We start from the raw sequence: 22,067 nt of genomic DNA on the forward strand, positions 1-22,067 counted from the left end.
TATATGAATGCGAGAAATATCTTTTATTGTCTCCTTGCCGTAGGGATGTCATTCGGATGTTCGAATGTCTATGAAGAAACAGACTATGGCGTAATAGTTAAAGTTAAACCTAAAAACGAAACGGATGCACATCTGGTTCGTATGGAAGTAATGGGTGACAAACTATTTCATGTATCGGCTACAAAGGAAAATAAATTTGCCGATTCTAAAAGTTTGATAATTGTTCCACAAACAAAAAAAATACCTTTTACTGTTAAACAACAAGGAGATACCGTAATTGTTTCTACTGGGAAAATAAACGCCTCCGTGTTAAGTTCCACGGGAGAAGTATGGTTTACTAACAAGAAAGGAGAGATAATTCTGCAGGAAAACAAAGGTGGAGGAAAAACTTTTACTCCTATAGAAATTGAAGGTACAAAAGGATATTCTATAAGACAAGTTTTTGAATCGCCGAAAGATGAAGCATTCTACGGACTCGGACAGCACCAGTCTGAAGAGTTTAACTACAAAGGTAAAAACGAAGAACTGTTCCAGTACAACACTAAAGTTTCAATACCTTTTATCGTATCAAATAAAAACTATGGTGTTTTGCTGGACAGCTATTCACTATGCCGTTTCGGAAATCCTAATGACTATTCACAATTAGGTGAAGTATTTAAGCTATACGACAAAGAAGGTGTTGAGGGTGCAATTACAGGTACATACGTTCCCGAAAAGAATGCATCATCAAAAACTATAGTCAGACGTGAGCCTCAGCTATATTTCGAACACCTGAAAAGAGAGGATTTATCTAAAGTTGTGAATCTTCCTGAGAACTTCCCGTTCATGGGAGCCAACGTAACATACGAAGGTATGATTGAACCTTCCGAAACAGGTGAATTCAAGTTTATTTTATATTATGCCGGCTATACAAAAGTATATATCGACAACAAACTGGTAGTACCCGAAAGATGGCGTACTGCATGGAATCCTAACAGTTATAAATTCTCCGTCAATCTGGAAAAAGGAAAAAGAGTTCCTCTTAAAATTGAATGGAAGCCAGACGGTACCGTATCTTATTCAGGATTACGTGTGATGAGTCCTGTAGCTCCTGAAGAACAGGGAAAGCAGTCATGGTGGAGCGAAATGACAAAACAACTTGACTACTACTTTATTGCAGGAGACGACATGGACGACGTAATCAGCGGATATAGAACTCTTACCGGAAAATCACCTATCATGCCTAAATGGGCTATGGGTTTCTGGCAGAGCAGGGAAAAATATAACACTGCTGATGAAATGCTGGGAGCACTGAAAGGTTTCAGAGACAGAAATATTCCTATCGACAATATCGTGCTTGACTGGAATCACTGGCCGGAAGATGCATGGGGAAGCCATGAATTCGACAAAAACCGTTTCCCTAATCCTAAGGCTATGGTTGATTCAATACATGCGATGAACGCACATATGATGATATCAGTTTGGCCTAAATTCTATACTACAACCGAACATTATAAAGAGTTCGACAAAAACGGATGGATTTATCAGCAGTCTGTAAAAGACAGCCTGAGGGACTGGGTTGGCCCCGGTTATACTTACGGATTCTACGATGCATACGATGCAGACGCACGCAAGCTGTTCTGGAATCAGATGTATGAACATTATTATCCGTTGGGTATAGACGCATGGTGGATGGATGCCAGCGAACCTAATGTGAGAGACTGTACAGACTTGCAATATAGAAAAGATTTGTGCGGACCTACCGCACTTGGACCTTCTGCCGAGTATTTCAATGCATACGCACTGATGAATGCCGAAGCAATCTATAACGGTCAGAGAAGTGTGGACAACAACAAACGTGTATTCTTGCTTACACGTTCAGGATTTGCCGGACTGCAAAGATACTCAACTGCCACATGGAGCGGTGACATAGGTACAAGATGGGAAGACATGAAAGCACAGATTATGGCCGGACTTAACTTTGCAATAAGCGGAATTCCTTACTGGACCATGGACATAGGCGGTTTCTGTGTAGAAAACAGATATGTAGCCGGACAGCAGCAGTGGAACAAGAACAAAACAGAAAATGCCGACTACAGGGAATGGAGGGAGCTGAATGCAAGATGGTATCAGTTCGGAGCATTCTGTCCGCTATACCGTGCACACGGACAATACCCATTCCGTGAAATATGGGAAATAGCACCTGAAGGACACCCGGCATATAATTCTGTAGTTTACTATTCTAAAATGAGATATAGCCTTATGCCATATATTTACTCACTGGCAGGTATGACTTGGTTCAACGATTACACTATCATGCGTCCTCTTGTAATGGATTTCACTGCCGATACAAATGTAAATAATATTGGCGACCAATATATGTTCGGTCCGTCAATCATGGTATCACCGGTATATAAATATGGAGATCGCCAGCGTGAGGTATATTTCCCTAAATCTGCAGGATGGTATGATTTCTATACCGGAGAATTCCAGCAGGGCGGAGAAAAGAAACTTGTTGACGCGCCATACGAACGTATGCCTTTGTTCGTACGTGCCGGTTCAATCATTCCTTTCGGTCCTGATATCCAATATACATCAGAAAAACAGCCTGAACATATAAAACTTTATGTCTATCAGGGTGACGACGCTTCATTTACTTTGTACGAAGACGAAGGTGTAAACTACAACTACGAACAGGGTAAATACAGTATGATTGAGATAAATTATAATGAAAACACCAAAGAACTTGTAATATCAGACAGAAAAGGTGAATACGACGGAATGTTGAAAGAACGCACATTCGAAATCGTAAAAGTGAACAAGGAAACCCCTGATGCTTTCGACAAAAAATCAAAAGGTATAATCGTTAAATATAACGGTAAATCACAAACAGTCAAATTGTAATCAATGAAATTATTTTCATACATAGGTATATTTTGCTGCATGCTCCTGGGGGCATGCAGCTCTGTATCTGTATCCCCAAGGGAAAAGATATGCTTCAATGACAACTGGTCATTCTCTCTGAGTGACAATCCAAAAGCCTCAGAAACAGATTTCGATGATGAGGAATGGAGAGTATTAAACCTTCCTCACGATTGGGCCATAGAAGGTGATTTCAGTAAGGACAATCCATCGGGAACAGGCGGTGGCGCTTTACCTGGAGGAACAGGTTGGTACAGAAAAACATTTATCCCAAGTAATGAAGATTCCGACAAGATAATAAGAATAGATTTTGACGGTATATATATGAACAGTGAAGTGTTCATAAACGGCCAATCATTAGGTAAACGTCCATACGGCTATATCTCATTCGGTTACGACATAACTCCATATCTGAAATGGAATGAAAAGAATGTGATAGCAGTCCGTGTAGATAACTCGGAACAGCCAAATTCCAGATGGTATTCCGGATGTGGCATATACAGAAATGTATGGTTGACCAAAACAAACCCTGTACATGTTGACGAATGGGGGACTTATGTCACAACTTCAGAAATCAGTAACAACAATGCGACATTAAACATTGTTACCACAGTACAAAACTCAGGGAAAAACAATGAAACAGTAACCCTGAAATCTATACTAAACGATATGGATGGCTCAATTGTTGCCGAGACGGAATCATCTGTTTCTGTTGTGGCAGGACAGAAATCCGATATAAACCACACCCTGAATATCTCATCACCTAAATTATGGGATATAGAGAATCCGTATTTGTACTCCCTCGTCACAGAAGTTATCAAAGACGGCAAATGTATTGACAGATACACCACAACCACGGGAGTACGTGACTTCAAGTTTGATGCCGAAAAAGGATTTATCCTGAACGGCAAACAGACTAAAATTAATGGTGTGTGTATGCACCACGACTTTGGATGTCTTGGAGCTGCAGTAAACACCAGAGCAATAGAAAGACAGTTGCAGATTCTGAAAGAGATGGGATGCAACGGTATCCGCTGTTCACACAACCCGCCTGCACCTGAATTGCTTGACTTATGCGACAAGATGGGATTCATTGTAATGGACGAGGCATTCGACATGTGGCGCAAGAAAAAGACTTCGCACGACTATGCAAGATACTTCAACGAATGGCATGAAAAAGATCTTCGTGATTTTATATTACGCGACCGCAACCATCCTTCCATATTCGTATGGAGTATAGGCAACGAAGTGTTGGAGCAATGGAGCGATGCAAAAGCAGATACTCTATCATTGGAAGAAGCTAACCTTATACTTAATTTCGGACACTCTGCAGACATGTTGGCTAAAGACGGAGAAATAAGTGTAAACTCACTTCTGACAAAAAAGCTTGCAGATTTCGTTAGGGAACTTGACCCTACACGTCCGGTTACAGCAGGATGCAATGAACCTAATCCGGGAAACCACCTGTTCAAATCAGGAGCTCTTGACATAATAGGGTACAACTATCATAATGCAAATATTCCTGATGTTCCAGAGAACTTCCCAGGCAAACCTTTCATCATTACGGAAAGTAATTCTGCACTGATGACAAGAGGATACTACCGTATGCCTAGTAATGAGATGTTCATATGGCCTGAACGTTGGGACAAACCTTTCTATGATAAAAGTTTCTCATGTTCTTCATATGATAACTGCCATGCTCCATGGGGTAACACTCACGAGGAAAACATAAAACTGGTAAGAAACAATGATTTTATCAGCGGACAGTACATCTGGACAGGATTTGACTATATAGGCGAACCTACTCCATACGGATGGCCAGCAAGAAGTTCTTACTTTGGAATCGTCGATCTGGCAGGTTTCCCTAAAGACGTTTATTATCTGTATCAGGCAGAATGGACAAACAAACAAGTACTGCACCTGTTCCCTCACTGGAACTGGACTGAAGGACAGGAAATAGACATGTGGTGCTACTACAACAATGCCGATGAGGTTGAACTTTTCATTAATGGCGAGTCGCAAGGAATACGCAGTAAAGACGAGGACAACCTGCACGTGGTATGGAGGGTTAAGTTCATACCAGGTACTGTTAAGGTCGTTGCAAGAAAGAATGGCTACATTATTGCTGAAAAAGAAATACATACAGCCGGAACTCCACATAAGATAAGACTTACTCCTGACAGAGATATCATAACAGCGGACGGAAAGGATTTGAGTTTTGTCACTGTAGAAGTGCTGGATAAAGACAATAATTTATGTCCTATTTCTGAAAATCTTATTAATTTTGAAGTTAAAGGTAATGCTTTCATTGCCGGTGTTGACAATGGTTGCCAAACATCAATGGAACGTTTCAAGGACAATAAACGCAAGGCATTTAACGGAAAATGTCTGGTAGTATTACAGAATAACGGAGAAAAAGGAACAGCCACATTAACGGCAAAATCCAATGGTTTGGAAAGCTCAACAATAGAAATCAAATCAAAATAAATATATAACCATGAAAAATACATTTATTACAACAGGTCTATTGGCTTTGTCATTTATAGCAACAAACGCACAGAACAACATACCTGTATATCTGGATGACAAACAGCCTATAGAGTTAAGGATAGAGGACGTATTAAAGCGTATGACTCTTGAAGAAAAAACACGTTTAAGCTACGCACAGGGAAAATTCAGTTCTCCGGGTTGCCCTCGTTTGGGTATTCCTGAGCTTTGGATGAGCGACGGCCCTCATGGTGTACGTGCAGAAATAAACTGGAATGACTGGGGTTACGCAGGATGGACAAGTGACAGCTGTACAGCCTTTCCGGCATTGACCTGTCTTGCAGCCAGCTGGAATACAACTCTTGCAGCCGATTATGGTAAAGCTATTGGTGAAGAAGCAAGGTATCGTGAGAAGGATGTACTGCTCGGCCCTGGAGTAAATATCTATCGTACTCCCTTGAACGGACGTAACTTTGAATACCTGGGTGAGGATCCTTATCTGGCAGCCGAATTATGTGTGCCATATATCCAGGGAGTTCAAAAGAACGGTGTGGCAGCTTGTGTAAAGCACTACGCACTGAATAATCAGGAACTATGGCGTGGACATATCGATGTACAGTTGAGCGACAGAGCCCTACGCGAAATATATCTTCCTGCCTTCCAGGCTGCAGTTGAGAGAGGTGGAGTATGGAGCATAATGGGAGCATACAACAAAGTAAGAGGAACTCATGCGACACATCACAAACTGCTCAACAACGACATTCTGAAAGGTGAATGGAAATTCGACGGATGTGTAATTACCGACTGGGGAGCTGCACACGACACATACGAAGCAGCAATGTACGGACTTGACATAGAAATGGGGTCATATACCAACGGGCTGACTTCAGAGTCTGAATTCGGTTACGACGATTACTATCTTGGAAAGAATTACCTGCAGATGGTAAAGGACGGAAAAATTCCAATGGAAGTTGTAAATGAAAAAGCGGCACGCGTATTAAGACTTATATTCCGCACAGCCATGAACAGAGAAAAGCCTTTCGGTTCAATTACAAGCGAAGAACATTACAAAACTGCATACAACATTGCTACAGAGGGAATAGTACTTCTCAAGAACAAATCATCAAAGAAAGCTCCCGCACTTCTTCCGATAGATATGAACAAATATAATAAGGTACTTGTAGTCGGAGATAATGCTGTGAGAAATCTTATGGCAGGAGGAGGTTCGTCAGAGCTGAAACCAAAACTTGTTGTGACTCCACTTGACGCACTTAAAAAAGAGTTCGGAACAAAAATAGAGTTTGCTCAAGGATACATGGCAGGAAGACCTATGTACGGAAATGAAGAAGTCATTCCACAGGCTACTATGGATTCACTGCGTAATGATGCTGTACAAAAAGCAGGTAAAGCAGATCTGGTAATTTTCATCGGAGGTCTAAACAAGAATCATTTCCAAGATTGTGAAGGTGGAGACAGAAAGACATTCGGTCTCCCATTCGGACAAGATGAATTAATCGAAGGAATAATGAAGGTAAACAAGAATATCGTGGTAGTTATAACAAGCGGTAACGCAGTAGAAATGCCATGGGAAAAAGAAGTACCCTCAATAGTACAATCATGGTATCTTGGTTCTATAGGCGGATCAGCATTGGCTGATGTTCTTACAGGAAAAGTAAATCCAAGTGGCAAACTTCCTTTCTCTTATCCTGTGAAACTGGAAGACTGTCCGGCACACTATTATGGCGAAATGAGTTACCCAGGTGATAGTATCAAACAGGAATATAAGGAAGACATCCTCGTAGGCTACCGTTGGTACGATACTAAAAACATAAAGCCTCTGTACTCATTCGGCCACGGTATCAGCTATACCACTTACGCCTATTCAAAACCTTCTATTTCAGGAAAATCAATATCTGAAAACGGAGAACTGACAATATCTGTCAAAGTAAAGAATACTGGTAAAGTTAAAGGTAAAGAAACCGTGCAGCTATATATAGGAGACGAAAAATGCAGTCTTCTACGCCCTGAAAAAGAGCTGAAAGGTTTCTGCAAGGTTGAACTTGCTCCAAATGAAGAAAAAGAAGTCAAGTTCACCATTGACGCTAATGACTTGAAGTTCTTTGATGACAGAACTCAAAAATGGACAGTAGAACCCGGAAAATTCAAAGCCTATATTGCTGCGGCTTCTGATGATGTACGAGGCGTTTTAGAGTTCGAATATAAATAACAAACTATAAATTACTTAAACCTATTACACATGAACAAATATTTACTATTCTGTACACTTGCTTTATCATGTTCTCTCCTGTCAGCACAACAGGCAACTGTCACAGGACCTGACAAAAACTTAAAAGTAGATATATCTGTAAAATCAGGTAAACCATTTTACAGTGTTACTTATAAGAATAATATAATTCTAGAAAATTCTCCGCTTGGATTTATTACCGATATAGGTGATTTCAGTAATAACATATCTTACGTGGAACAAAAATCATCTTCAATAAATAAGACCTATGTTCAAGACAGAATAAAGCATTCGGTCATAAAATATAATGCAAACGAATTGAAGATTACATTCTGTAATGCAGATAAACATCCTTTCGATGTGGTATTCAGAGTCAGCAATAATGACATAGCTTTCCGATATGAGATACCACAACATGGTGAAAGAGCTTCCATTGTAATGAAATCTGAAACTACCGGCTTTGATTTTCCAGAAAACACCACTACTTTCATTTGCCCTCAAAGTAAGCCTATGGTTGGATGGAAAAGAGCAAGACCAAGCTACGAAGAAGAATATAAACCGGACGAACCGATATCTACTCCATCACAATTTGGCGAAGGATACACTTTCCCGTGTCTTTTCCATATAGGAAACAACTGGGCACTGGTATCAGAAACCGGAGTAAGAAGCAAATATTGTGCTTCACATCTTAGCGATGCCAGTGATAATGGACTTTATACAATAACATTCCCTAATGAAAACGAAATGAATGGACTTGGAAGTTCAACACCTGGACTAGCCCTTCCTGGAGAAACTCCATGGCGTACAATAACCGTTGGAGACAACTTAAAACCAATTGTAGAAACAACAGTTCCTTTTGATGTTGTTGAACCATTGTACGAACCTTCACAGAAATATGAATTCGGACGTTCCACTTGGAGCTGGATTGTATGGCAAGACCCAAGCATTAACTATGATGACCAGATAAAATTTATAGATCTTGCAGCACAAATGGGATATGAATTTACACTCATTGACGGTGGATGGGAGAAAAACATAGGACGCAAACGAATGGAAGAACTTTTCAAATATGCCCAAAGCAAAGGCGTAGGAGTATTTGTATGGTACAACTCTAACGGATATTGGAATGATGCCCCACAATGCGCCAAACAGTGCATGAGCAACTCTATAGACCGCAAGCGTGAAATGAAATGGCTACAGGAATGTGGTGTAAAAGGGCTTAAAGTAGATTTCTTCGGAGGAGACAAGCAACAGATGATGGGGTTATATGAAGACATTCTAAGCGATGCGAATGACCATGGACTTATGATAATATTCCACGGTTGCACTATCCCTCGCGGATGGGAAAGAATGTTCCCTAACTATGTAGGAAGTGAAGCTGTTCTTGCATCAGAGAACTTGATTTTTAATCAATATTATGATGATAATGAAGCATATAATGCAACATTACATCCCTTTATCCGTAACACTATAGGTTGCATGGAGTTTGGTGGTACAGTATTAAATAAATACCTTAACAAAACAAATGATGGTGGAGCAATACGCCGTACAACAGATGTATTTCAAATTGCAACAGCCGTTTTGTTTCAAAATCCTATACAGAACTTTGCAATAACTCCTAATAACATGTACGACGCACCTTCTTCCATGATAGAGTTTATGAAAGATGTTCCTACCACTTGGGATGAAACAAGATTTATAGACGGATATCCTGGTAAATATTGTGTTTTGGCACGCCGTCATAACAACAAATGGTATATAGCAGGAGTCAATGCATTGAAAGAGCCACTAAAACTGAAGCTAAATTTATCAATGCTTGATAATGGTAACGAATGCACATATTATTATGACAATAAAAACCGTCAACCTCAGAAAGAAGTTCTTAAAATTAAAGATACATCCTCTTTTAATGTTGTTATCCAATCCGAAGGCGGTATAGTTATTGTAAAATAAAAGCACAACCATATAATAAATTAAATTCATCTATGATTTGGGATTTTCAAATCATAGATGGATTTAAATCATTTATTGCCGAAAACAAAGTCTTATTATATTATTTTCATTTGTATTATCAATATCTTCTTTCAGGCATCACAATCATAAGTATAAGATATACTATCACACCTGAAAATGCAGTAAACACAGTAAGCAATGCATAAGCTACTCTTACTACAGTAGTATCCAAACCAAAATATTCTGCCAGACCTGCACATACACCGGCAATCATACGGTCATTTGAACGCGTCAACTTTCTATTATCCATAATCGCAGATTAAATTTTTACACGAAGATAGCAAAAAACAGTGAATATACGCTCCTACTCTTAAAAACTTTTAAATAAATGCCATATATACCTATTTATTTTGTTATTTTGCAGGAAATTAGGGATAAAAGTGAGTAAACTATATATAGACAAGTGTCCGATATGCGGACAAAACCAGTTTGAAAAGGTTATGACATGTACTGACCATTATGCTACGGGCGAATCATTCGATTTGTGCCGCTGCATGAATTGTAGCTTTATGTTTACTCAAAATGCGCCTATCGAGTCTGAGATAGGCAGATATTACGAATCACCGGATTATATATCTCACAGCGATACTCACAAAGGACTTATGAACTCGGTATATCATAAGGTAAGAAAACATATGCTTTCCGAAAAAGCCAGACTCGTTGGTAAAAGCAGCAATCTTACATGCGGAAGAATCCTTGACATAGGAACAGGAACAGGATATTTTGCCGACAAAATGAAGAGGGAAGGCTGGCAGGTGTCTGCCATCGAAAAAAGTCTTCAGGCGAGAGAATTCGCAAAAGAGCATTTCGGAATAAAAGTCAATCCTCCCGAAGATTTGTTTACCATTAAGGACAAAACATTCGATGTTATCACCCTATGGCACGTAATGGAACATTTGGAACAATTGGACCGTACATGGGAGACTTTGGGTAAAATACTTAAAGATAGCGGAGCATTGATAATAGCGGTACCTAATGCGGCGTCTTATGATGCGGAAAAGTATAAAAATATGTGGGCAGCATATGATGTTCCACGACACTTATGGCACTTTACTCCTACTACAATCAAGAAAATAGCCTCAAAACATGGTTTTGTGATGACAGAAAGATATCCGATGCCATTCGATGCATTTTATGTGTCAATGCTCAGTGAGAAGTATATGAAAAAATCTCATACATTCGTACGCGGATTACTCACTGGAACGAAAGCTTGGATTGCATCCCTCAACCATAAGGACAAAAGCAGTTCAATGATATATATATTCAGAAAGAAACAGTTATGAGAAAACATAAGTCTATATTCGACATGCAATTTATCACAGCAGGAATAAGTACCACAATGGTATTGTTTTTGTTGGGACTGGTGGTCTTTTTCGTACTGACGGCAAACAATCTTTCTGTGTATATCAGAGAAAACATAGCCTTCAGCGCTATACTTGATGACGAAATGAAGGAAACATCCATCATAAAGCTTCAGGAAAGCCTCAACAAGAAAGATTACGTAAAACAGACAGTATATATATCGAAGGATCAAGCCCTAAAAGAACAGATAGAGGCTATGGGTACAGACCCAAGCGAATTCTTGGGACATAACCCGTTCAATGCTTCGATAGAAATAAGGCTAAATGCCGGATATACGCATCCTGACAGCATAAAATGGATTGAGAAGGAACTTACGGCAAACAAAAATATTCTGGAAATTAGTTATCCGCAGAATTTGCTCGACTCGGTAAACAGGAACCTTCAGAAAATAAGCGCTTTCCTGCTGGGACTTGCTGTTCTGCTTTCACTTATCTCATTCTCACTCATAAACAATACCATACGCCTGACCATCTATTCCAAAAGGTTTCTGATACACACCATGAAACTGGTAGGTGCAAGCTGGGGTTTCATACGCCGTCCGTTCATCACTAGAAATCTATGGATAGGAATTCTTTCGGGAGCTGTGGCAAACGCCATTCTTACTGCATCGGCATATACGGCAGTGAAATACGAGCCTGAACTTTTGGCTATCATATCTCCGGAAAGCATAATGATTGTAGCGGCTGCAGTAATGGTGTTCGGTATGATAATAACTACAATGTGCGCATACATATCAATAAACAAATATCTGCGTATGAAAATAAGCGAACTGTATTGAAAACAATAACATTATCAAGATATGGACAGAACTAAATTTGCATTCGACAAGACAAATTTCATCCTTTTGGGGATAGGGATGGCAGTCATCATCATCGGCTTTCTGCTGATGACAGGACCGGGTTCGACAGAAACAGCATTCGAACCTGACATTTTCAGTGTACGCCGCATCAAAGTGGCACCTTTTGTATGCTTCGTAGGATTTATTTTCATGATATACGGCATACTGCGTAAACCAAAATCAATTTCAGAAAATATCGAAAATTAAGAATAACAAAACATGACTTGGATTGAAGCTATTATTCTGGGAATCCTTCAAGGACTCACAGAATACCTGCCTGTGAGCAGTAGTGGGCATCTTGCCATCGGCTCTGCACTTTTTGGAATAGAAGGTGAAGAAAACTTGACATTCACCATTGTGGTGCATGTGGCGACCGTACTTAGTACTCTGGTAATATTGTGGAAAGAGATAGACTGGATTTTCCGTGGTCTGTTCAAATTCCAGATGAACGAAGAGACAAAATATGTATTGAACATCATAGTTTCCATGATTCCTGTGGGTATTGTAGGAGTGTTCTTCAAAGACTATGTAGAAGACATATTCAGTTCAGGACTTCTGATTGTAGGAATAATGCTGTTGGTCACTGCATCTCTGTTGGTATTCTCTTATTATGCCAAGCCTCGCACCAAAGAGAAAATCAGCATGAAAGACGCGTTCATTATCGGTTTGGCACAGGCTTGTGCAGTAATGCCGGGATTGTCACGTTCAGGCTCTACCATAGCCACAGGATTGTTATTAGGCAACAAGAAAGAGACACTTGCGCAATTCTCATTCCTTATGGTTATTCCTCCGATACTGGGTGAAGCATTATTGAGCGGAATGGAAATAGTGAAAGATGCGTCAGCAGCCAACGCAGAAATGTCCATTGGTGCACTTATAGCAGGTTTCCTTGCGGCCTTCATTTCCGGATGTATAGCCTGCAAATGGATGATAAACATCGTAAAGAAAGGAAAACTGGTTTACTTCGGTATTTATTGTGCCATAGCCGGTGCCATAACTATAGCTGTATCATTACTCAACTAAAACGGTCTGTATGCTGGATTTTAAGGAAGGAGAAATTCTATACATAGACAAACCGCTGAAGTGGACATCATTTGCTGTAGTAAACAAGCTTAGATATCACATAAGCCGTAAACTGGGGGTGAAGAAAATAAAAGTGGGACATGCCGGAACACTTGATCCCCTTGCCACAGGAGTAATGATTATATGCACAGGAAAGGCAACAAAAAGAATAGAAGAATTTCAGTATCACACCAAGGAATACATCGCCACTCTGCAACTGGGAGCTACCACTCCGTCGTTCGACCTTGAAAAGGAGATAGACGCTACTTATCCCACCGAACACATCACCCGCGAAATGGTGGAGGAAGTACTGAAAAAGTTCATAGGAACCATAGAACAGGTGCCACCGGTATTCTCAGCATGTAAGGTTGACGGTAAAAGAGCTTACGACCTTGCAAGAAAAGGCGATGAAGTTGAACTAAAAGCCAAGACACTTGTTATAGATGATATAGAGCTACTGGAATGCAACCTGCCTGAAATAAAAATCAGAGTAGTCTGCAGCAAAGGAACTTACATCAGGGCTCTGGCAAGGGATATCGGACAAGCCCTAGACAGCGGCGCACACCTCACGGGACTGATACGTACCCGAGTGGGAGATGTGAAACTGGAAGACTGTATGAAGCCTGAAGATTTCGAGCAATGGCTCGACAAGCAAGATATTAAAGTTACAAACGATTAAGGAAAGAAAGGAACAAAAGATGAAACTGTCACAATTCAAATTCAAATTGCCGGATGAAAAAATTGCTCTGTATCCTACCGACTACAGAGACGAGTCGCGCCTGATGGTGGTACATAAATCAACAGGCGAAATAGAGCACAAAGTGTTCAAGGACATCCTGAATTATTTCGACGACAAGGATGTGTTTATCTTTAACGACACTAAAGTATTCCCTGCGCGTTTGTACGGAAACAAAGAAAAGACCGGAGCCAAAATCGAAGTTTTCCTGCTCAGGGAACTGAACGAAGAGCTACGTCTGTGGGACGTTCTTGTTGACCCGGCACGTAAGATACGTATCGGTAACAAGCTGTATTTCGGCGAAGATGACTCTATGGTAGCCGAAGTTATAGACAACACAACTTCAAGAGGACGTACACTACGCTTCCTTTACGACGGTCCGCACGACGAGTTCAAGAAAGCCCTTTATGCGCTTGGCGAACCACCATTGCCTCCATTCATCAACCGCCGTGCAGAGCCTATTGACGAAGAACGTTTCCAGAATATCTTTGCAAAGAACGAAGGAGCCGTTACAGTTCCGGCTTCAGGATTGCACTTCAGCCGCGAGCTCATGAAACGTATGGAAATAAAAGGTATCGACTTCGCATTCATCACAATGCATGCCGGACTTGGCAACTTCCGCGAAATAGACGTCGAGGACCTTACAAAACATAAAGTTGATTCTGAACAGATGTTTGTCAATGCAGAAGCATGCCGCATCGTCAACAATGCCAAAGACAACGGTCACAATATCTGTGCCGTAGGTACTACTGTAATGAGAACAATCGAAACTGCAGTAAGTACAGACGGCCACCTCAAGGAATACGAAGGCTGGACAAACAAATTTATATTCCCTCCATACGAATTCAGTGTCGCCAACTCGATGATAAGCAATTTCAATATGCCCATGTCAACAATGCTTATGCTGGTTTGTTCATATGGAGGATACGAATTGATAATGGACGCATACAACATAGCACTGAAAGAAGACTATCGTTTCGGAACGTATGGCGATGCCATGCTTATACTCGACAAATAATTATGGCAAAAGTATTCTTGGGCCTTGGTACCAACCTTGGCGACAAAAGAAACAATCTGCTTACTGCAGTAAACCATATAGAAGAAAAGATAGGGAGGGTAACTTCCCTATCTTCTTTTTATGTGACAGAACCTTGGGGATTCGAATCAGACAACTCATTCCTGAATGCAGCCCTTTGTGTGGATACATCGCTCGAACCTGCGGCTATTCTTCATATTATAAAAGAAATAGAAATAGAAATGGGCAGAACACAGAAATCTGTAAACAAAGTATATTCCGACCGACCTATTGACATCGACATCCTCCTTTACGATGATATGATTATGAAGTCAGATGAACTGACCATCCCCCACCCGCTTATGACAGAAAGGGATTTCGTTATGAAACCATTAGTAGAAATTGCAGGTGATGCCGTACATCCTGTTTTTAAGAAGAGACTAAAAGAAATATCACATTAGTGTAGAGTGAATTTCTTATATAATTTGAGCTGTCGCAAATTATTCGACAGCTCAAATTATAATATCAACACAAAACAAAAAAACTAAAACATCTTGAATAAATCTATAAACCACACTGTTGTTTATATAAATATCACTGTGATTTTTATAAACAACAGTGTTGTTTATAAAAACACAAGTTTGATTTATAGGTTACGACAGCATATTTATAAGTTTTTTCCAGCACATCTATAACTTTCCTAGGCCAAGTATGTTAAAATAATATGCATTTTGTAATTATTCCAATTAATATGCGTATCTTTGCAGGCGAAAATAAAAAGTGGAAAGATTTGAGTAGCTTGCAACCACGGAAAAAAATGCTAAAACACATATATTTATTCCAACATTCCTACTCTGTCCGTACACGGATAATCACAATCACTAATTTTTTAATTTAAGACGTAAAATGGGATATTTATTCACATCCGAATCTGTGTCTGAAGGACACCCCGACAAAGTAGCCGATCAAATATCGGATGCTGTGCTTGACAAACTGTTGGCTTATGACCCCAGTTCTAAAGTAGCTTGCGAAACATTGGTAACTACCGGACAGGTGGTACTGGCAGGAGAAGTGAAAACCAATGCGTACATCGACTTGCAGCGTGTAGCCAGAGAGGTTATCAACAAGATTGGCTATACAAAGAGCGAGTATATGTTTGAAGGAAACTCATGCGGAGTACTCTCTGCCATTCACGAACAGAGTGCAGATATCAACCGCGGAGTGGAACGCGAAGAACCAATGGACCAGGGTGCAGGCGACCAGGGTATGATGTTCGGTTACGCTACTAACGAAACTGAAAACTACATGCCTCTTTCGCTCGACCTTGCTCACAAGATACTTAGAGTACTTGCCGACATCCGTCGCGAAGGCAAAGTAATGACATACCTCCGTCCGGACTCAAAAAGCCAGGTTACTATCGAATACGATGACGACCGCCGTCCTGTAAGAATAGACACTATCGTAGTTTCTACACAGCACGATGAATTCGTTGCTCCTGCTGATTCTTCTAAAGAAGCTCAATTGAAGGCTGACGAAGAAATGCTTGCTACAATCCGCAAGGACGTTATCGAAGTACTTATGCCAAGAGTGATAGCAGAGATACACAACCCTGCTGTATTGGCTCTGTTCAACGACAACATCAAGTATCACGTAAACCCTACTGGTAAGTTCGTTATCGGTGGTCCTCACGGCGATACTGGTCTGACAGGACGTAAGATCATCGTTGACACATACGGTGGAGCCGGTGCTCACGGTGGTGGTGCTTTCTCAGGTAAAGACCCAAGTAAGGTTGACCGTAGCGCAGCATATGCAGCACGCCACATTGCCAAGAATCTTGTAGCAGCTGGTGTAGCAGATGAGATTTTGGTACAGGTATCATATGCAATCGGTGTTGCGAAACCTATCAACATCTACGTAAACACTTACGGCAGAAGCAATGTAAAAATGACTGACGGTGAGATAGCAAAGAAGGTTGACGAGATATTCGACATGAGACCTAAAGCTATTGAGCAGCGCCTGAAACTCCGTAACCCTATCTACAGCGAAACAGCTGCTTACGGACACATGGGACGCGAACCTAAGGTTGTTACAAAAACATTCGAATCTGTTTACGAAGGCAACAAGACTGTTGAGGTAGAACTCTTTACATGGGAAAAACTGGATTATGTTGACAAAGTAAAAGAAGCTTTCGGACTATAATCCAATAAGATATTAAATGAAGGATGAAGGGCACACAGTGTCTTCATTCTTCATTTTTTGTATTGACAGGTTAGAAAGTCATTCGCTGTTATCTTCTAACAACTAATAACTAAAAACTAAAATCAACAACTTGGAAAATATAAAATCAGTATGCGTTTATTGCGCATCAAGCACAAAAATAGACGAGGCTTATTTCGAAGCGGCAAGACAATTAGGTAAACTGCTGGCAGAAAAAGATATAAATGTAATAAACGGAGCCGGATGTCAGGGACTAATGGCAGCCGTATCAAATTCTGCTCTTGAAGCAGGAGGAAAAGTGACAGGAGTTATTCCACATTTCATGGTAGAACAAGGTTGGAACCATACGGGACTGACACAGACCATTGAAACCGAAACAATGCACGAAAGAAAAAGCCTCATGGCCGAAATGAGTGATGCAGTAATCACACTACCGGGAGGATGCGGCACATTGGAAGAACTGCTGGAAATAATCACATGGAAGCAGTTGGGGCTATATCTCAAACCTATAGTAGTTCTGAACATAAACGGATATTTCACTCCGTTGCTCAATATGCTTGCGAAAGCCATTGAAGAAAACTTTATGAGACCGGAACATGTAAAACTGTGGGAAGTGGCAAATACTCCGGAAGAGGCTGTAGATTTATTATATACGATACCGATGTGGAACAAAGAATTTCGTAAATTTGCAGCCATATAAGCATTTATCCAGATACCAGATATGAATGAGTGGAAATTATTCAACGACAGCGTATGCGTAAGACCTGAAACCGAGCAAATATACATACCGGCAGACAGAGGTATGCAGGGTGAGGCAATGCCTTACAAGTTGGTATCGGACAGTAACGTCATGCTTGCCATTGTGTTAGGTTTGATACTCATTGTAATAGCCTTGCAGAACGAAAAAAAAGGTATTGTCAGAATACTACGCAACTGTCTTACCACTTCGTCCGACAGAGCCAATATATTTGACGATAATTATAACTCTACTTCCAACATTCCTACAGTACTACTATGTGGCGTTTCCGGTATTATGGGAGGGTTGCTTATCTATCATTACTATTCATATTCCGAGCCGGATTTCTTTTTCAATGCAAAACATCTTGCGATGCTTGGAATATACATTGGAGTATTAATTTCATATCTGATAATCAAATGGATTATATACTCTTTCGTAAACTGGATTTTCTTCGACAAAGAAAAAAACAAATTATGGATTGAGGATGTTTTTAACTTAATTGCCGCACTGGGATTAATACTTTTTCCCACTGCACTTTACATTGTATTTCTTGACTCCGAGTTTCATTTTTCTGCGAAAATCATACTAATTATCATCTTTATAAGTAAAATATTGTTATTTTACAAGTGTTTTAGGTACTTTTTCAGTGGTTTTCATGGCGTTTTACATTTAATTTTGTACTTTTGCACCCTCGAAATAATACCCGACCTGTTTCTGTGGAAAGGTATAGAATTAATTAACAGCATATTGATATTAAAAATTTAAAGCATTGAAGATAAAGAAAGTTCTTGTTTCTCAGCCAAAACCGACAACAGAGAAATCTCCTTATTTTGACATTGCTGAGAAATACGGAGTGAAGATAGATTTTCGCCCGTTTATAAAAGTAGAAAGCCTTACTGCAAAGGAATTCAGACAGCAGAAAGTATCTATTTTGGACCATACAGCTATCGTGTTTACATCACGCCATGCAATAGACCACTTCTTTAATCTTTGTGTGGATTTGCGTGTTACGATACCGGAAACAATGAAGTATTTCTGTACATCAGAAACAATAGCACTCTATATACAGAAATATGTACAGTACAGAAAACGCAAGGTATTCTTCGGTCCTAGTGGAAAATTTGCCGATTTGCTGCCTACAATTATCAAACACAATACAGAGAAGTATTTCATCCCAATGTCGGATGTTCATAACGATGAAGTAAAAGACTTGCTTGATAAAAACAAGATTCAGCATACAGAAGCCGTTATGTATCGTACAGTAAGCAATGACTTCACACCTGAAGAAAGCTTCGATTACGACATGTTGGTTTTCTTCAGCCCTGCGGGAATACAGTCGCTGATGAAGAACTTCCCTAACTTCGAACAGAAAGATATCGCTATAGGATGCTTCGGACCTACAACAGCAAAAGCTGTGAAAGATGCAGGATTGCGTCTGGATCTTGAAGCTCCATCTGCAACAGCTCCATCAATGCCTGCTGCACTTGATTCTTTCATTCGCGAACATAATAAGTAATAAAAGAACAAATATCACCCATAATCGGGAGTTTTGTATCGGGAAAGTTTTTAACTTTGCGGTGCGGAACTCCCGATTTGTTTTTTAACTATAAAATAAAGATTAATGAGCGAGAAGAAAATATTCACATTACAGAAGGAAGAGAGACTGAACAGCAAGATAATCATAGAAAAGCTGTTTTCAGGCGGAAGCAAGTCTCTGCCTGCATTCCCGCTCAGAATAGTCTATATGCCTGTAGAGGAAGAATCGCTTCCCACAATTTCACTTCTGATAAGTGTACCGAAAAAGAAATTCAAAAGAGCCGTAAAAAGAAACCGTGTAAAAAGGCAGATAAGAGAGGCATACAGGAAAAACAAATTTATACTGAAAGATCTTCTGGAAAAGGAGAACAAGAAAGCCGCAATAGCTTTTATCTGGCTTGGAAACGAGCTATGTGACTCTACAGAGATAGAAAGCAAAGTAATAAAGCTGCTCCAGCTGGCTACCGAGAAGTTTGTCTGAAAGATGAAAATCATAAAACTGATATTTACATATCTGCTACTGGCTCCGGTCTATTTATATAGAAACTGCATTTCGCCATTCACGCCTCCGTCATGCAGGTTCACCCCTACATGCTCGCAATACGCTATAGAGGCCCTGAAGAAACACGGCCCCGTAAAAGGTTTGTACCTCACTATAAGGAGAATTCTCCGCTGCCATCCGTGGGGCGGTTCAGGATATGATCCGGTGCCTTAATCCAATATACCACTATCATGCTTACTGATATCCATTCACACACCGTTCCAGACATGCATGAATATAAAATAAACAGTTTCTGCATGAAAGATAAGGATACCGTAGATTTCATATCGGCAAAACATATTTCGATTGGTATCCATCCGTGGTATGTCACAAAAAATGACATAGAAGAACAGACTGAATGGATAAAACAAACTGCAATAAACGACAAACGCGTAATTGCTATAGGTGAATGCGGAATAGACAAACTGTGCAATTCAGATATGAATCTGCAGTATGAAGCATTCTGCAACTGCATAACCTTATCGGAAGGACTTGAACTTCCACTCATAATCCACTCCGTAAAGACATCTAACGAAATAATAAGACTAAGAAAATCCATAAAGCCCAAACAGGCATGGATCATACACGGGTTCCGTGGAAAACCTGAACAGGCATTACAATATATAAACAATGGATTCTATTTGTCTTTCGGAAAGTTATACAACACCGAATCGATAAAAATAACACCTCTTGACAAACTTCTGTTTGAAACTGACGAGTACACAGGAAACATCACAGAAATAATCAGAAGTGCAGCAGAAACGCTTGACATTCCGAGCGATAAAATACAGGACATCGCATCAGAAAATGCTAAACGTCTCTTTTTTAATAGATAAAAATTGGTTATTCAGATAAAGTGTCGTAATTTTGCCATCAACAACTAACGGTAAACGAAGTTAAACCAAAAATTTTATATGTTAAACTAAGAATTTCATTCGATGAACTTTGTAGAAGAATTAAGATGGCGCGGAATGGTACACACCATGATGCCAGGCACAGAAGAACTACTTGAAAAAGAAATGGTAACAGCTTACCTCGGTATTGACCCTACTGCAGACTCTTTGCACATCGGTCACTTATGCGGCGTTATGATGTTAAGACATTTCCAGCGCTGCGGTCACAAGCCGTTGGCTCTTGTAGGTGGTGCTACAGGTATGATTGGCGACCCATCCGGAAAATCACAGGAACGTAACCTGCTGGATGAAGAGACATTGCGCCATAATCAGGAGTGTATCAAGAAGCAGTTGGGCAAATTCCTCGATTTCGAATCGGACGCCCCAAACAAGGCAGAACTGGTAAACAACTATGACTGGATGAAAGACTTCTCATTCCTCGACTTCGCACGTACAGTAGGAAAGCACATCACCGTAAACTACATGATGGCAAAAGATTCTGTACAGAAACGTCTTAATGGGGAAGCACGCGACGGACTTTCATTCACAGAATTTACTTATCAGTTGTTGCAAGGATATGACTTCCTGCATCTGTATGAAACCAAGAACTGTAAACTTCAGTTGGGTGGTTCCGACCAGTGGGGTAACATCACCACAGGTGCCGAACTGATTCGCCGTACAAACGGTGGTGAGGTTTACGCACTTACATGTCCGCTTATAACAAAAGCCGACGGTGGTAAGTTCGGTAAGACAGAATCAGGAAATATATGGTTGGATCCTCGATATACATCTCCATATAAATTCTATCAGTTCTGGCTCAACGTTAGCGATGAAGACGCTAAGAAATATATCAAGATTTTCACTTCAATATCAAAAGAAGAAATCGACAGCCTGATAGCTGAACATGAGGCAGCTCCTCACTTGCGCGTTCTTCAGAAACGTCTTGCCAAGGAAGTTACTATCATGGTTCACTCTGAAGAAGACTACAATGCAGCTGTTGAAGCATCAGGAATCCTGTTCGGCAATGCAACTTCAGAAGCTCTGAAGAAACTTGACGAAGATACTCTTCTTTCTGTATTCGAAGGTGTTCCACAGTTCGAAGTTGCCAAATCAGAGATCGAAGCCGGAATAAAGGCTGTTGACCTGTTTGCTGAAAAGACAAACATCTTCCCTTCAAAAGGCGAAATGAGAAAGATGGTACAGGGCGGTGGTGTTTCTTTGAACAAAGAGAAACTTGCTGCATTCGACCAGACTATCACAAGTGAAGATCTGCTTGACGGTAAATATCTTCTCGTACAGCGTGGAAAGAAGAACTATTATCTTATAATAGCAAAATAAAAAACATTATCTACCTCATTTAAAGACTGCAGAAGCATCCGTTTCTGCGGTCTTTATTTTTATTTATACCCTAATTTGTTATCTTTGCATCAAATACTATAACCTAATTAATTTTATCAACAATGAAGAATCACTCTTTACTTC

General features: G+C 40.2%; 20 protein-coding genes. 19 read left to right on the forward strand and 1 reads right to left on the reverse strand.

Translation table 11 applies throughout. The features are described from left to right. Positions 1-3 precede the first annotated feature (3 nt). The 4 genes from NW213_RS13535 to NW213_RS13550 are packed head-to-tail and all read left to right on the forward strand — an operon-like array spanning position 4 to position 9,586. A complete protein-coding gene (locus NW213_RS13535) occupies positions 4-2,883 on the forward strand; it encodes a TIM-barrel domain-containing protein (protein ID WP_258323100.1) in 2,880 nt (959 codons plus the stop codon). A 3-nt stretch (positions 2,884-2,886) separates the two neighbouring features. Next, complete coding sequence (locus NW213_RS13540; protein ID WP_258323101.1) at positions 2,887-5,388, forward strand: glycoside hydrolase family 2 TIM barrel-domain containing protein; 2,502 nt, start codon at positions 2,887-2,889, stop codon at positions 5,386-5,388. Positions 5,389-5,398: 10 nt separating this feature from the next. Further along, positions 5,399-7,615, forward strand: coding sequence for a glycoside hydrolase family 3 protein (locus tag NW213_RS13545; protein WP_258323102.1), 2,217 nt, complete (start codon positions 5,399-5,401; stop codon positions 7,613-7,615). A gap of 30 nt (positions 7,616-7,645) precedes the next feature. Then, a complete protein-coding gene (locus NW213_RS13550) occupies positions 7,646-9,586 on the forward strand; it encodes a glycoside hydrolase family 97 protein (protein WP_258323103.1) in 1,941 nt (646 codons plus the stop codon). A 118-nt stretch (positions 9,587-9,704) separates the two neighbouring features. On the opposite strand, the gene NW213_RS13555 is transcribed toward NW213_RS13550, so the two are convergent. After that, positions 9,705-9,896 (reverse strand): PspC domain-containing protein, encoded by a 192-nt coding sequence (locus NW213_RS13555; RefSeq protein ID WP_204446760.1) that lies wholly within the window; start codon positions 9,894-9,896, stop codon positions 9,705-9,707. A 130-nt stretch (positions 9,897-10,026) separates the two neighbouring features. Between NW213_RS13555 and NW213_RS13560 the strand changes: the two genes are divergently transcribed. The 15 genes from NW213_RS13560 (at position 10,027) to tyrS (ending at position 21,923) form a co-directional block, all read left to right on the forward strand. Beyond that, complete coding sequence (locus tag NW213_RS13560; RefSeq protein WP_258323104.1) at positions 10,027-10,929, forward strand: class I SAM-dependent methyltransferase; 903 nt, start codon at positions 10,027-10,029, stop codon at positions 10,927-10,929. Further along, on the forward strand, positions 10,926-11,786 hold the full coding sequence (locus NW213_RS13565; protein ID WP_258323105.1) for an ABC transporter permease: 861 nt from the start codon (positions 10,926-10,928) through the stop codon (positions 11,784-11,786). Before NW213_RS13560 ends, NW213_RS13565 begins: the two co-directional genes overlap by 4 nt. 21 nt (positions 11,787-11,807) lie before the next feature. Next, positions 11,808-12,053: a DUF3098 domain-containing protein gene (locus NW213_RS13570; RefSeq protein ID WP_154045006.1), complete on the forward strand. Its 246-nt coding sequence runs from the start codon at positions 11,808-11,810 to the stop codon at positions 12,051-12,053. A gap of 12 nt (positions 12,054-12,065) precedes the next feature. Beyond that, a complete protein-coding gene (locus tag NW213_RS13575; protein ID WP_154045005.1) occupies positions 12,066-12,869 on the forward strand; it encodes an undecaprenyl-diphosphate phosphatase in 804 nt (267 codons plus the stop codon). Positions 12,870-12,882: 13 nt separating this feature from the next. Then, positions 12,883-13,587 carry a tRNA pseudouridine(55) synthase TruB gene (gene truB, locus NW213_RS13580; protein ID WP_204391511.1) on the forward strand — a complete coding sequence of 235 codons (705 nt, stop codon included), beginning with the start codon at positions 12,883-12,885 and terminating at the stop codon, positions 13,585-13,587. A 19-nt stretch (positions 13,588-13,606) separates the two neighbouring features. After that, positions 13,607-14,662, forward strand: coding sequence for a tRNA preQ1(34) S-adenosylmethionine ribosyltransferase-isomerase QueA (gene queA, locus NW213_RS13585; protein WP_258323106.1), 1,056 nt, complete (start codon positions 13,607-13,609; stop codon positions 14,660-14,662). A gap of 2 nt (positions 14,663-14,664) precedes the next feature. Then, positions 14,665-15,120, forward strand: a complete 456-nt coding sequence (folK, locus tag NW213_RS13590; protein WP_154045003.1) for a 2-amino-4-hydroxy-6-hydroxymethyldihydropteridine diphosphokinase — start codon at positions 14,665-14,667, stop codon at positions 15,118-15,120. Positions 15,121-15,565: 445 nt separating this feature from the next. Further along, complete coding sequence (gene metK / locus NW213_RS13595) at positions 15,566-16,858, forward strand: methionine adenosyltransferase (RefSeq protein WP_235339843.1); 1,293 nt, start codon at positions 15,566-15,568, stop codon at positions 16,856-16,858. 130 nt (positions 16,859-16,988) lie between these two features. After that, positions 16,989-17,576: a TIGR00730 family Rossman fold protein gene (locus tag NW213_RS13600; protein ID WP_258323107.1), complete on the forward strand. Its 588-nt coding sequence runs from the start codon at positions 16,989-16,991 to the stop codon at positions 17,574-17,576. Positions 17,577-17,597: 21 nt separating this feature from the next. Further along, positions 17,598-18,380 carry a DUF4271 domain-containing protein gene (locus NW213_RS13605; protein WP_258323108.1) on the forward strand — a complete coding sequence of 261 codons (783 nt, stop codon included), beginning with the start codon at positions 17,598-17,600 and terminating at the stop codon, positions 18,378-18,380. Positions 18,381-18,384: 4 nt separating this feature from the next. After that, positions 18,385-19,131, forward strand: coding sequence for a uroporphyrinogen-III synthase (locus NW213_RS13610; protein WP_258323109.1), 747 nt, complete (start codon positions 18,385-18,387; stop codon positions 19,129-19,131). Between the two features lie 105 nt (positions 19,132-19,236). Beyond that, positions 19,237-19,632, forward strand: a complete 396-nt coding sequence (rnpA, locus tag NW213_RS13615; protein ID WP_258323110.1) for a ribonuclease P protein component — start codon at positions 19,237-19,239, stop codon at positions 19,630-19,632. 3 nt (positions 19,633-19,635) lie between these two features. Further along, complete coding sequence (yidD, locus tag NW213_RS13620; RefSeq protein WP_262912060.1) at positions 19,636-19,866, forward strand: membrane protein insertion efficiency factor YidD; 231 nt, start codon at positions 19,636-19,638, stop codon at positions 19,864-19,866. An 83-nt stretch (positions 19,867-19,949) separates the two neighbouring features. Continuing rightward, positions 19,950-20,528 carry a TatD family hydrolase gene (locus tag NW213_RS13625; RefSeq protein ID WP_258323111.1) on the forward strand — a complete coding sequence of 193 codons (579 nt, stop codon included), beginning with the start codon at positions 19,950-19,952 and terminating at the stop codon, positions 20,526-20,528. A 102-nt stretch (positions 20,529-20,630) separates the two neighbouring features. After that, on the forward strand, positions 20,631-21,923 hold the full coding sequence (gene tyrS / locus NW213_RS13630; RefSeq protein WP_204446737.1) for a tyrosine--tRNA ligase: 1,293 nt from the start codon (positions 20,631-20,633) through the stop codon (positions 21,921-21,923). The last annotated feature ends 144 nt before the right edge of the window (positions 21,924-22,067 follow it).

Source organism: Bacteroides sp. ET336 (assembly GCF_024733815.1).
Classification (GTDB): domain Bacteria; phylum Bacteroidota; class Bacteroidia; order Bacteroidales; family Bacteroidaceae; genus Phocaeicola; species Phocaeicola cellulolyticus.

Bases quoted from the DNA above. Each gene is read 5' to 3' on its own strand.
- NW213_RS13535 (WP_258323100.1), top strand. From the start codon at position 4: ATGAATGCGAGAAATATCTTTTATTGTCTCCTTGCCGTAGGGATGTCA.
- NW213_RS13540 (WP_258323101.1), top strand. From the start codon at position 2,887: ATGAAATTATTTTCATACATAGGTATATTTTGCTGCATGCTCCTGGGG.
- NW213_RS13545 (WP_258323102.1), top strand. From the start codon at position 5,399: ATGAAAAATACATTTATTACAACAGGTCTATTGGCTTTGTCATTTATA.
- NW213_RS13550 (WP_258323103.1), top strand. From the start codon at position 7,646: ATGAACAAATATTTACTATTCTGTACACTTGCTTTATCATGTTCTCTC.
- NW213_RS13555 (WP_204446760.1), bottom strand. From the start codon at position 9,896: ATGGATAATAGAAAGTTGACGCGTTCAAATGACCGTATGATTGCCGGT.
- NW213_RS13565 (WP_258323105.1), top strand. From the start codon at position 10,926: ATGAGAAAACATAAGTCTATATTCGACATGCAATTTATCACAGCAGGA.
- NW213_RS13570 (WP_154045006.1), top strand. From the start codon at position 11,808: ATGGACAGAACTAAATTTGCATTCGACAAGACAAATTTCATCCTTTTG.
- NW213_RS13575 (WP_154045005.1), top strand. From the start codon at position 12,066: ATGACTTGGATTGAAGCTATTATTCTGGGAATCCTTCAAGGACTCACA.
- queA (WP_258323106.1), top strand. From the start codon at position 13,607: ATGAAACTGTCACAATTCAAATTCAAATTGCCGGATGAAAAAATTGCT.
- folK (WP_154045003.1), top strand. From the start codon at position 14,665: ATGGCAAAAGTATTCTTGGGCCTTGGTACCAACCTTGGCGACAAAAGA.
- metK (WP_235339843.1), top strand. From the start codon at position 15,566: ATGGGATATTTATTCACATCCGAATCTGTGTCTGAAGGACACCCCGAC.
- NW213_RS13605 (WP_258323108.1), top strand. From the start codon at position 17,598: ATGAATGAGTGGAAATTATTCAACGACAGCGTATGCGTAAGACCTGAA.
- rnpA (WP_258323110.1), top strand. From the start codon at position 19,237: ATGAGCGAGAAGAAAATATTCACATTACAGAAGGAAGAGAGACTGAAC.
- yidD (WP_262912060.1), top strand. From the start codon at position 19,636: ATGAAAATCATAAAACTGATATTTACATATCTGCTACTGGCTCCGGTC.
- NW213_RS13625 (WP_258323111.1), top strand. From the start codon at position 19,950: ATGAAAGATAAGGATACCGTAGATTTCATATCGGCAAAACATATTTCG.
- tyrS (WP_204446737.1), top strand. From the start codon at position 20,631: ATGAACTTTGTAGAAGAATTAAGATGGCGCGGAATGGTACACACCATG.